The sequence below is a fragment of the Paenibacillus sp. GD4 genome (assembly GCF_030846225.1).
Taxonomy (GTDB): domain Bacteria; phylum Bacillota; class Bacilli; order Paenibacillales; family NBRC-103111; genus Paenibacillus_G; species Paenibacillus_G silviterrae.
The window spans coordinates 1,052,496-1,064,236 of sequence record NZ_JAVCYK010000002.1 but is presented as its reverse complement, the minus strand read 5'-3'; the positions used below and the strand labels follow the sequence as shown (position 1 = coordinate 1,064,236).

9 protein-coding genes are annotated in these 11,741 nt (G+C 51.4%); 7 read left to right on the top strand and 2 right to left on the bottom strand.

The genetic code is table 11. The annotated features are described in order from the left end of the window. Positions 1-5 precede the first annotated feature (5 nt). Both RAC89_RS27525 and RAC89_RS27520 read left to right on the top strand, forming a co-directional pair. A complete protein-coding gene (locus tag RAC89_RS27525; protein WP_306616914.1) occupies positions 6-1,253 on the top strand; it encodes an efflux RND transporter periplasmic adaptor subunit in 1,248 nt (415 codons plus the stop codon). 29 nt (positions 1,254-1,282) lie between these two features. Next, a complete protein-coding gene (locus RAC89_RS27520; protein ID WP_306616913.1) occupies positions 1,283-3,007 on the top strand; it encodes a hypothetical protein in 1,725 nt (574 codons plus the stop codon). A 48-nt stretch (positions 3,008-3,055) separates the two neighbouring features. On the opposite strand, the gene RAC89_RS27515 is transcribed toward RAC89_RS27520, so the two are convergent. Continuing rightward, entirely contained in the window at positions 3,056-3,529 is a 474-nt protein-coding gene (locus RAC89_RS27515; RefSeq protein ID WP_306616912.1) for a CBO0543 family protein, read from the bottom strand. A gap of 103 nt (positions 3,530-3,632) precedes the next feature. On the opposite strand from RAC89_RS27515, the gene RAC89_RS27510 reads away from it, so the two are divergent. Continuing rightward, a complete protein-coding gene (locus RAC89_RS27510) occupies positions 3,633-4,187 on the top strand; it encodes a sugar O-acetyltransferase (protein WP_306616911.1) in 555 nt (184 codons plus the stop codon). On the opposite strand, the gene RAC89_RS27505 is transcribed toward RAC89_RS27510, so the two are convergent. Continuing rightward, entirely contained in the window at positions 4,184-6,013 is a 1,830-nt protein-coding gene (locus RAC89_RS27505) for a right-handed parallel beta-helix repeat-containing protein (RefSeq protein WP_306616910.1), read from the bottom strand. The genes RAC89_RS27510 and RAC89_RS27505 overlap by 4 nt on opposite strands. Positions 6,014-6,338: 325 nt before the next feature. On the opposite strand from RAC89_RS27505, the gene RAC89_RS27500 reads away from it, so the two are divergent. The 4 genes from RAC89_RS27500 to RAC89_RS27485 all read left to right on the top strand — a co-directional run bounded on the left by RAC89_RS27500 (position 6,339) and on the right by RAC89_RS27485 (position 11,730). Beyond that, a complete protein-coding gene (locus RAC89_RS27500) occupies positions 6,339-7,985 on the top strand; it encodes a sensor histidine kinase (RefSeq protein ID WP_306616909.1) in 1,647 nt (548 codons plus the stop codon). Next, a complete protein-coding gene (locus tag RAC89_RS27495; RefSeq protein WP_306616908.1) occupies positions 7,960-9,042 on the top strand; it encodes a response regulator transcription factor in 1,083 nt (360 codons plus the stop codon). Before RAC89_RS27500 ends, RAC89_RS27495 begins: the two co-directional genes overlap by 26 nt. 111 nt (positions 9,043-9,153) lie before the next feature. Beyond that, positions 9,154-10,752 carry an extracellular solute-binding protein gene (locus tag RAC89_RS27490; RefSeq protein WP_306616907.1) on the top strand — a complete coding sequence of 533 codons (1,599 nt, stop codon included), beginning with the start codon at positions 9,154-9,156 and terminating at the stop codon, positions 10,750-10,752. A gap of 78 nt (positions 10,753-10,830) precedes the next feature. Next, positions 10,831-11,730 carry an ABC transporter permease gene (locus tag RAC89_RS27485; protein ID WP_306616906.1) on the top strand — a complete coding sequence of 300 codons (900 nt, stop codon included), beginning with the start codon at positions 10,831-10,833 and terminating at the stop codon, positions 11,728-11,730. Positions 11,731-11,741: the final 11 nt, after the last annotated feature.

Below are 11,741 nucleotides of genomic sequence, written 5' to 3'. Positions count from 1 at the left end.
CATCCATGAATCCCAATAATCACAATACGTTATACAAAAGCGCAAAGATCGTCGGCTCTCTTGTTCTCACGGCAGCTTTGCTGGCCGGCTGCACCAAGCCGCAGGGGCCTGCGGCGCAAAGTCAAACGTCCCAGCTCAAGCAGGTGAAGGTAGCCCCGATTGAGAAGAAAAAAATCAGCGAGCCCCTGGAGCAGGTAGCAGACGTTGTCTCCTCCATCCAATTGGATGTACCGATTAAAACAGGGGGAGATGTAGTTCAGGTGTTGAAGCAGCGGGGGGATATGGTTCAGAAAGGCGAGGTCATTCTGAAGCTCGACCCGACGGACGTGCTGCTTGGGATCGAGAAAGCCAAGATCGGCATGAACGGAACCCGTCAGCAGCTTGCCAAAGCGCAAGAGGATCTTGCTAACAGCAAACAGGATCTGCGGAACGGCATTGCCAAGCTGGAATCGACCATCCGCGAAACGGAGAAAAATTACAACAAGCTCCGCAATGACTATGACATGGGCTTAGTCACGAAATTTCAAGTGGAGCAGATGGAAACGCAGCTGAACAACCTGAAGCTCGATTTGGATAGCAGCAAGCAGAAGCTGGAGACGCTTGAATCTACCAATTCGCTCGCCCAGCTGGAGCAAGGGCTGCAGACAGCGGAGGTATCCATCCGTGAAGCCAATCGCACCTTGGAGAATTTGGAGGTGAAAGCATCGGTGAACGGAGTCATCACGGAGCTGCCGGTAGAGGTGGGCATGACGCTTTCCCCGGGCTTCCGCGCGGCACAAATTCAGCAGCTTGACCCGATCAAGATTAAGGCTGAGCTTACGGAAGAGGCCGCCAAGCTTGTCAGAGGCAAGCAGCAGCTTGAGTTTTACGTACCCGGCTCCACGGAGCGGACGAAAGGTAACGTCAGCTACCTAGCGGATGTGATGAGCACTCAAACCAAATCTTATTCGCTTGAGCTGGAGGTCCCTAACGCAGACCGGAAGCTGAAGCCCGGGATGAAGGTTCAGGTGCTGCTTACTGAGGAGCAGGATCAGCTGGTTCCAACTGTGCCGACGCTTAGTGTCGTGCGCGAAGGTGGAGATACCTTCGTATTCGTCCTTGCGGGAGATATGGTAGAGAAACGTAAGGTCGAGCTTGGCAGACTGAACGAAACGTTCCAGGAGGTGCGGAGCGGGGTGTCCGAGGGCGAGCAGCTCGTCATCTCGGGACAGCATCAATTGAAGGATAAAGAAAAAGTACAGGTTTCGCAATAATCACGGAATGACATCAGGAGGAGAAACCTTTGAATAAAACATGGACTGTTTCACTGGCAACCGTTGTCCTGTCTGTTTCCATACTTGGCTATGGGAGTCAGGCTTTTGCAGAGGAAGCGGCTGTATCGTCGCCATCGGCGATACAACAGCCCGCCGCGCAGGCGTATCCCCTCACTTCCGATTTGAATGTAGAAGTGAAAAGCTTGCTGAATGAGAAGGTAGCCGAAGGGACGCGAATCGGTGTTGTGGTGAAAATGAAAAACAATACGACTACCATGAAGCGGGTGCCCGAGTATGAGCTGCGTGTCGTAACAACCGATGGCGTAATTTACACGCTGCAGCCTAGCGCTTCGAATCCTAAGGCGATTCAGCCGCTGACGAATGCGGAGCTCAGCTACATGACGGTGCTGGAGCGTACGGATACGGTACAGCTGAAAGAGCTCAATTGGACGGAAGTCGATTACTACGTGTATCCGAAGCAGGAGACACTTGCTGCAACCACGCCGATTACTGCACAACCATGGACCGGCAGTGACATGGTTGTGACGGATCCTGCCATGCTGCGGCAGTGGGCGGAACCGTTCGTCATTCCTTCTGCCGTATCGCCGATCCAATATACGCCGGTGGAGCTCCGCAAGGAATCCACCGCGCAAGGGACGGCGTATATGCTGCAGCTGGAGGCTCATAACCCATCTTCACTGAGCGAAACGGTAACGGATTTCCAAATCGATGGGAAATCGGATTCGAAGGTATATCCGGGTAAACGTGTGGAACAAGCTCCTCTGGTATTAAATGCGGGCGAGAGAAAGTACATTCATTATGCGATCCCTGTCGACCCGGATACCGAGCTTCGCAGCTTGAATGTGCTGACAACCGAACAATTTACGGGGGCTGCAGGTCCTGTTTCCTATCAGGTAGGGCGTCTAAACATTTCCCTCCCGGCACCGGCTTCAGCCGCACCTGCTTATCCGGCGTACGAGCCGGGGACAGCCATGAGCTTCGATCCGCTCAGCACGTTGATTCATCCGGATATGAAGGTGTCGCTGCAGGAGCTGCACTTGACAGACAACGAGGATGAGGGCAATAAATTGGCTACAGCGAAGTTCCAGCTGACCAACGAAGGCGATCAGCCGCTGGAGATTCCGGTCTTCCAAACACGGCTGCTTAGCGGTACAGGTGAGCAGTACAGCGGACAGCGGCAGATTCTGGCCACGAAGTCGCTCGTGCCTCATTCAAGCATCACGCTCAGCTACGCCTACCGGTTGCCTGTGACAGAAACGGGAGAGGGACTGGCTCTTCAGGTGCTTGACGCGACATCGGCAGCTCCTTACAGCACAACCATCGCAAGCTATGGGGTTGCGGTGCAGCCGCAGGACACGGAAGCGCAGTTCACTGTATATCCGTTCAAAGCGAAGGTGGAAAGTTGGGACGTATCGTTCCAGTTCAGCGCTACCGCACTTTTATATTCCTATAAAGCCAAGTTCTTCCTGGAGCTGGAACGGATGCCGAACGTACAGGTCGATGCCAGCTTCCCTTCCCTTCAATTCGAGCTTTCGGATCAGAACGGAAGAGTCATGGCGATGGCCACGAGGCCCCTAACCGGAGCGAACAGGCTCGTGAATGGGGAGAATAACTTCACCTTCAATGGGACGTCAGAGCAGTTCACCTCGCCGCTGCACGTCAAAATATACGAGGTCTTTACTACCGACGGCGGTGAATGCAGAAGGCTGGTTGCCGATTTTATCGATAATTAAGGGCATATCCAAAGAGGGCTGTTCCTTCCATGACGTGGAGGACAGCCCTTATTTGTCTTGCGCTTTTTGCAGCTTAAGCAGCTTCGTTCGTACCCAGCTCCAATGCGCCGCAAGGATGAAGAACAAGAGGGGATAGGTTATTGCGGAGTACCACCATTTCCATTTATTGTAATAGATCATTCCGTTCGGGAGCGCTACATATACTTCGTATGCGATGGAGAATAGGCACCACACCAGCAGATAAAGCACCTGGGTACCTATACCGCGCGTTCGCGGAAAGAAATTAAGATAGAGAATATTAATGCAAGGTCCAATAACATAAACAATAAGATACCCTTCGATATCGACTCCTTCCTTAAAATAGCCGTAATAGTCATGCTGCAAATTCAAGGAGAAGTCGGCAGTAGCATTCAATAGGAAGGCAAACAGGGAAGTGATATAATACTCCGCAAGGGTCAAGCGTTTGGGCATACCTAAAATGATCATGATCATTACCGCTATAGTGATTCCTAATGCTAGCATGGGATGAGCTGCTCCTAGCCTGAGTGGATTAGTACCAGCTTTATCCTACAATATGATTTCTATACTTAAAAAACGCAGAATAGCTCGAAAGGAGCGAAAAAAATTGAAAACCGAAAAACAGAAAATGCTCAGCGGCGAGCTTTATTTTGCCGGAGACCCCGAATTAGTGAAAGAGAGACAGCATGCTCGAAGGCTTACCAGATTGTTCAATCAAACTGTTGAAACCGATGATAAGGAAAGAATCGAGCTCTTAAAGGAGCTATTCGGCTCCACAGGTGAAAGCCTATATGTGGAACCGACTTTTCGATGCGACTACGGCTATAACATTCATGTAGGCGATAATTTTTTCGCGAACTTCGATTGCGTTTTCTTGGACGTATGCGAAATCCGGATAGGGGATAACTGTTTCATAGCCCCTGGAGTTCATATTTATACCGCAACCCACCCGATCCATGCCCCGGAACGAATCACCGGAGCGGAATACGGTATTCCTGTCACTATAGGTCATAACGTCTGGATTGGAGGCAGAGCGGTCATCAACCCAGGAGTGACGATTAGAAACAATGTGGTCATTGCCTCCGGTGCTATCGTAACGAAGGATGTTCCTGATAACGTAGTTGTAGGCGGAAACCCGGCAAAGATCATCAAGTCCGTCTAGGATAAGTCTTCATAGGACGTATTCGGAGCAGCGGATGCGTCCAGCAGGTTGCCGTTTACGGCACCGCAGCGAAGGTCATTCTGCAGACGGGTCAGCAAGGTAACGGAGGAGGCGGCATTCAAGCCATAGCGTAGCCGCTTCCGTCCTTGCTCCGTTCTTACAGTGTTTCCAACGACTCGCGTTTCTTTTGACGTACCCGTAAGAGCAATTCCGTCATACGTCCCTTCCCCGTTCTGACCGGCGTTCGTAATTGAATTATTAGTTACGGCGATGCCCTTAGAATTGTTGATTTGCACTCCATGGAAGGTAACGTCGCGGATGAGGTTGTCGGCAACGACGATGTTCGTGCAATCTGTCATATAGATGCCGTTTTTCTTGACTCCCTCCAGGATATTGCCGGTAATCACGCAGTGATTGCTGCGAAGGCTGATCCCCTGTCCGTCCATTTGCTTAATAATATTATTAGCAATAATAACCTTTTCCCCGCTTCCTTCAGCAAAGCCCTCGACGTAAATCCCGTTATTCGTCCCGGTATCTATGATATTGTGCTCCACGATGATCGTGCTTGCAGGCTGCACCGGATGGACGACACCTTGATCATCCTTCGAGGAAGCTGAGGTTGCGGATGGGGTGGAGATGAAGATGCCGCCGTTCACCTTCTTCATATGATTGCCGGCGATGACGGAATTGCGCCACTTAAAGGGACGGATCGCCCAATAAGTAGAGTTCTCCATAACATTGTCGCGAACAATAATATGGTCGAAATACGCTCCGGGATAAGCCCCATGCGCCCCGACACCGCATGGCCAAGGGACCGTTCCCGGTGTACCGCTCGGACCGAAATAGCAATGCTGTACGGTCACATGATGGGTAGGCGTATGATCGGCGGCCTGCCCGACGAAGCCTGCCTTCAAGGCGGGCTCCAGTTGAATGGCTTCGGAATAGTTCTGGGTGGTAAACAGAAACCCTACGAAGCGGCATTGATCGAAAAGCACATGCCGAACACCCGTCAATTCAATGCCATGGCCGCTCTGGGTATCCTTGATGGTCACTTTACGCAGCGTGATATGCTCAGCGTGAGCGAGGGCCATTCCGTTGCAAACCCGGGTGAATTTCACCCCGTTGCAATCGACCACGCCACCCTCAATGATAATGTTGCCGTTGCCCTCGTATCGGTAGAACACGTCCGTTGTCCTATAGTTACGGAACACGTTACCGTCGTGGCTGCGAAGAATCGTCGTTTGCTCGTTCATCACCAGATGTGTGTTTTTAAACAAATACAGCTCCTTCGTCGTGCGGTAGGTCCCTGCCGGCACGATGACCTTCACACTCGGCCATCGGAGCGCTTCGCTTAACGCGTTCTGGATGGCTGCGGTATCATCTGCGGAAGCATCCCCCTTCGCGCCGTACCATTTGGCGTTCACCGTATAATTCTCCACAACCCGCTTGAACCTTGCCCCGGAAGCGTTCACCAATATCGTTCCGGTATTGTCCTCGGAGCTGACGTCAGACGGGTCATAGAAGAAAATGCCTTCCTGCCCGCGATCTGTAACGTAATATACAAGGTTATTTTGAATTTGGGCATTGCTTCGAAGCTCGGCAATCGTTGTCGATACCACATAGCTTAAGTTCATCAGCTCGCGCGGCAGCAGCTCCGGCTTGCCATAAGTGGCCTCCGTTACCGACTGCGCAGTTGCGCTTGTACCATATGCGGTTACCAGAGCGGCGGCGCCGGCCATACCTAAGGAAGCCAGAAGCTTCCTTCGACTTATCATTCGCTCTCCCTTCACGGAATCCGGTTGTTCTGACGTAAAATCGGTTGTCACGGGCGGAATACCTCCTTTATGGATTGCGCAATTATGCTCGAATACATATGCCTGTTGATGCATGGGGTCTACCTTCACTGTAGTTCGTTGACTGCGTTTCGTCTTTGGAAAAACCAACGTTTTTATGTAAATATCTACGATAATAAAACGTCTATATGAAGATATCGTAAAGGTTTGGAATACGAAGATTATCTGTTGACAATGCGCTTTCCCTTGGCATAATCTTGAAGAGAATGGCTGCGCGAAAATGAACATAAATAAGCACAAATGAATCGGTGAAGCATCGCCAGACCACCGCCGCTGCGCTGCAGGAGAGGAGCGTACCATGAAGAGATGGGGTCAGCCTTTATCTATCAAAAGGAAAATGCTTCTGTACTTTATTGTCCTGTTCTGTCTCCCTTTTTTGTTGTTCAGCCTGCTATGGTATGCGAAGTCGGCCGAAACTATCGAGGATAGCGGCATTTATTATAACGAGCAGCTGATCGGCAGGGTTCATGCCCAGCTGGACGAGTATTTCGCGGGAATCAAAGCCGATTCCATGGCGCTTCCCGGTCATCCGCTGATTCAGGAATTTATTAAAGCGGATCCGTATAACACCTACGAAATGTATCGCCTTAAAGGACGGATATCGAACGAGCTTCTCCCCAACATGCGAAAAGACATGTACGGCTTCTCCCTCCTTTCCAAAAAAGGAGCAAGCTTCGGCGATTATTCGACGGCCGTTATGCCTCTTTTTCAAGAATCCTTCAAAATTTTGGGGATCGAGGAGAGGGCCGGCGTATCTGTCATTACGGTGTACAGAAAAATTATTGATAATGAAACCTACGAGCCGCTTGGGGCCATCATCATGTCTCTATCCCTAAAGCAGCTGCTCAAAATCTCCGATCTGAAGCCCTATGGGAAGAACGGCTCTATGGTCGTAGCGAACGAATCGGGCCAAATCTTCTTCCATACGGATAGGGAAAGAGTCGGAGCTTTCCTTCCTTCCTCATGGTCCGATCGCATGAACGGGGACAAGGGGAGGTTCGAGCTGGAGGGAAGCGGCGGCAAAAGGTTGATGGTCTATCAAATCTCCGAACAAACCGGGTTTCGAATTATATCCGAAACCTCCCAAACGGAACTGCTTGGCGGCCTGCTGCGCCTGCAAGTGCTTACACTCTTTATCGGTGCCGGTATTCTCATTCTAGGCTTCGCTGTCTTCTATCGAATGTTCAGGGAAATCAAGAAGCTGCTTGGAGAAATTCACAGAACCCGAATGAGCGAGAAGGAGCTCGAACTGAAGCATAGGGAATCGCTGGTCTCCGCGATGCAGTCGCGGATCAATCCCCATTTTCTATATAACACATTGGAAATCATCAACGCCCATGCGGTGGTGTTCAATATCAAACCGATCAGTCAAATGACGGTTCACCTCTCCAACCTGTTCCGTTACAGTATAGGGAACCCTGAACAGGTCGTGAGTCTGCGCAAAGAGCTCGAACATATCATGAGTTACATCCGCATCCAGGAGGAGCGCTTCGAGTGCTTCAGCTTTATTATGAATGTGAACGAGGAGATGCTGGATCAAGTTTATTTGTTCCGCCTAACCCTTCAGCCGCTTATAGAGAATGCATTTCAGCATGCCTACGAAAAGCACGGGCTTACGCCCGGAAGCATATCGATCATCGGCAGTGCTGAAGAGGCCTGTTATTCGCTGTATATTGAAGACGAGGGAAGGGGGATGCCGCCGGAGCTTCACCGGAAATATAATCAGGCCTTTGAATCGATGACCGAAGTGAAGCTGGTTCGTGCGAGTATGAGCCCTTTCCACGGGATCGGATTATGGAATGTACATAGCCGTTTGCGCCTTGCCTTTGGAGAGCCCTATGGTCTTCGGATATGCGATTCGAATGAAAATGGTACGCGGATCCAAGTAAAGCTTCCTTACCGGAAAGGAGTCCTTCAGGATGTTCAAAGTGCTGATTGCGGATGATGAAAGAATGGTTCGTTTAACGTTAAGAACGATCATCGAACGTGATGCCGAGAACTTCGTCGTCATTGAGGAGGCGAAGGATGGGGAGCAGGCGCTGCAAAGGTCGCTTGAGCTGAAACCGGATTTGATCGTAACGGATGTCAGGATGCCGGGTTTGACCGGCCTTGAACTCATTCGCAGCTTGACCGACAAGCAGCTGACGAGTGAATATGTGGTGGTTTCCGGCTACGGAGACTTCGAATATGCCCAGAGCGCCCTGCGCTTCGGGGTAGCGGATTATCTATTGAAACCGATTGACCCTTCCTACTTCTTATCCGTGCTTACGAAGATCCACGGGAAGCTTCAGTCCCGAACAAGCAAGCAAGACTTATCCAAGGATTGGCTTTGGTCCTGGAAGGTTCATGCCGAGCGCGCGGCCAAATCGATATGGCACATGAACGAAGGAGAGCTCGCAGCAGAACTGGAACGCATTCGCAGCACGATGAAGCCTGGCCCCGTGCCGGTGAAGCCGGAGCAGCTGGAGCAGCTGACGTACTATTTGATTGTATTGAACGGGACTCTTCAGGAGGTTAGCCAGAACGGCTTGCCTCTTCCGAAGGCGCAGCTCCCTGACAATGCAAGCTTGGCTACTGCCGAACGACTGTACGACTCCCTACATGCCTGTTTGATGGGTTTGATCGAGCACATCCGGCTCAGCCGCAACTGGTGGAGCTACAATCGGATGGTCAAAAGCGCGAAGGAGTATATCGAGGAGCACTATAAGAAGGCGGATCTCAGCCTCAAGGATGCTGCCGCGCACTTTGCGTTGTCTCCGAATTACTTCGGCAATATGTTCAAGAAGGAAACGGGCGTGTCGTTCAACCAGTATGTAACCCAGTTTCGAATGGAAAAAGCCAAGGCGTTCCTTCAAAATCCGTTCGTCAAAGTGTATGAAGCGGGGGAAGCGGTCGGCTACGAGGATTATGCGTACTTCTCCAAAACCTTCAAGAAATATACCGGCTTCTCCCCCTCGGACTACCGAAAGTATGAAAGCATCGAGGTCCCTGATTCGATATAAGCTTTATACAAGTTTTCGTTGATAATTCCATAGTGACCTTCGGAAGCCCATCCTATAATGGATATTGGAAAGGCTAATGGATCAGGATGAACATTCGGAGGGGATCGCGAGATGGCATTCAAGTCGAAAAAAACATTCATCGCATCGACGGCCTGCATTGTGCTGGCAGGAACGATGCTGGCCGCCTGCGGAGGCGAATCGGGCGGAACGGCGCCGGTAAGCGGCGATTCGGGAACGAAAGCGGCCGCCGGCAAGAACATTAAGGTGCTGCTGTCCCACAACAACTCGGGCTTCGCCTCGAAGGGACCGGATGAGAAGAAGGACAAGTACTTTAAGGAGCTTAGCAGGCTGTCCGGCTACAACGTGAATTATGAATTCCTTGGACACGACATCGATTTCCGGCAGCAGCTGGCGCTTCGCTTCGCGTCGGGAGAGCTTGCCGATCTGGTGCGGACCGGAGGCATCGATTGGGAGGTACACAAGGGAGCCGTGGATCGAGGCGTCTTCCATGAACTGGGTCCCTTGATCGATAAGTATGCTCCGAACCTCAAAAAGAAAATTCCCGAGGTGGCATGGAACAGTCCGAAGGTAAGCCGAAACGGCAAAATCTACGGCATTCCGGTATTAACCGGGACCGCCGCCGATCGGGTGATCTTCTATCGTCAAGACATGCTCGATCAGCTGAAGATGCAGGTTCCCAAAACACTGGACGATTTCCTGAAATTCGCCGAAGCGGTGAAGGTGCAGGATGTCAACGGCGATGGAGATCCGAATAACGAATGGGCGCTCTCGTTAACCGACGGCATGTCCTGGAATGATGTGTTCACCGGCTCCTTTGGCGTCAGACCGGGCACCTGGCATCTACGGAATGGAGTAATGGAACCGGATATCATTCAGCCGCAGATGAAGGAAGCGATCGCTTTCTACAAGAAGCTCTATGACAACGGTTACATTGAGAAAGATTTTATTACCAAGAAGCAGGGCGACCGGGGAACGGACATTGCGAAGGGCCTGGTTGCGGCCTGGGGTGCAGCTACCTATCAATACCCTGCCGTCTCGACGCAGCAGTATCCGAATCAGCCGAAAGCGGCGATTACCATGGCCGTTCCACCGAAGGGACCGCGGGGTGAGAACTTCCTGCAGATCGGCACGGATCAGGTGTACTTCGTTTGGGTGATTCCGGCGAGTGTCAAGAATCCGGAGGAGATCGTCAAATTCCTCGAATGGGCTTGGAGCAGTCCGGATGCGGATAAATTTTTCGCCTACGGCATCAAGGACCATAACTACACAGAAGAGGGCGGGCAAGTCAAATTCGACCCAAAAAATCCGAACAATGCTGGCGAGCTCAACGAGAAGGAGTTTTTCCAGCTTTCCATCAACGTACGGGAGAATGGCCTGAATAACCCGATGGCGCTTAAGGTGCTGCCGAATAGCGATGTCATTCTGAAGGGCTATGAGGATTCCAAAACAACGATCATGAAGAACGATGCCGTCTATATGCCGGCACTCAAGTCGCTGGAAGGTCGTCCGGAGCTGAATGTCGGCTTTGTCGCCGGCAGCCTCTTCTATGATGCCTTCGTCAAGCTGGTTGTGGGCAAGGAGGATTTGGATAAAGGCTTTGACGCCTTCGTTGCGGAATGGAAGAAGCGCGGCGGGGACGCAGCTATGAAAGAAGCTACCGAATGGCATAACACCTTCAACAAGAAATAACAAACTTCATAGGGACCCTCTCCGGAGCACGGTTTGCTTGAGGGTCCCTTTGTCTTCGCTGGAAAGGAGTGAAAGTCCTTGTTCGGAAAATCCGTAAGAATCGATTCGTGGGTTCTCTTGTTGATCGCATTGCCGGGTCTGGCCCACTTCCTCATCTTTAAATATATCCCGCTTGCGGGCAATATCATTGCCTTTCAGGAGTACAATTTATTCGCCGGCATTCTGCACAGCGAGTGGGTAGGCTTGAAGCATTTTCAATTTATGTTTGACTATGCCGAGTTCATGCTGGTGCTTAAGAACTCGCTGAAATTCGGTCTTTATTCCATTTTGTTCGGCTTCCCGGCCCCGTTGCTCCTGGCCCTCCTGCTGAATGAGATTCGGGTCAGCTTGTTCAAAAGGACGACCCAGACGCTTCTTTATTTACCGCATTTTCTCTCCTGGGTCATTGTCGGGGGAATCTTCACTGAGCTGCTGTCCAAGGACGGACTGGTCAACCAGCTTATCCATTACCTTGGCGGGGAAACCGTTTCCTTCCTGACCGAGCCTAAGTATTTCCTTGGCATGGTCATCAGCTTAGGCATCTGGAAGGAGGTCGGCTGGTCCATGATCATTTATTTAGCTGCCATCACGGGGATAAATCCGAATTTGTATGAGGCGGCCATGGTTGACGGAGCTTCCCGTTTTCGCCAAGCCTGGCACATTACGCTGCCTTCCCTGCTTCCGGCGATTATCGTTCTACTGCTGCTCCGCATCGGCCACTTGCTGGATGCCAATGTCGAGCAGGTGCTGTTCTTCTTGAACCCGCTTGTCCGAGAGGTCGGCGAAGTGTTCGATACTTATGTATATCGGGTGGGACTCATGGGCGGTCAGTACAGCTATACGACGGCGATCGGTATTTTCAAGGCGCTGGTAGGGGTCATCCTCGTCGTCGGTTTGAATAAACTGAGCCGCCGCACGACCGGTGAGAGCATTTATTAGGAGGATGTAAA

Excerpts from the sequence above, each read along its gene's own strand:
- RAC89_RS27525 (WP_306616914.1), top strand. The coding sequence starts at position 6 with ATGAATCCCAATAATCACAATACGTTATACAAAAGCGCAAAGATCGTC.
- RAC89_RS27515 (WP_306616912.1), bottom strand. The coding sequence starts at position 3,529 with ATGCTAGCATTAGGAATCACTATAGCGGTAATGATCATGATCATTTTA.
- RAC89_RS27495 (WP_306616908.1), top strand. The coding sequence starts at position 7,960 with ATGTTCAAAGTGCTGATTGCGGATGATGAAAGAATGGTTCGTTTAACG.
- RAC89_RS27500 (WP_306616909.1), top strand. The coding sequence starts at position 6,339 with ATGAAGAGATGGGGTCAGCCTTTATCTATCAAAAGGAAAATGCTTCTG.
- RAC89_RS27490 (WP_306616907.1), top strand. The coding sequence starts at position 9,154 with ATGGCATTCAAGTCGAAAAAAACATTCATCGCATCGACGGCCTGCATT.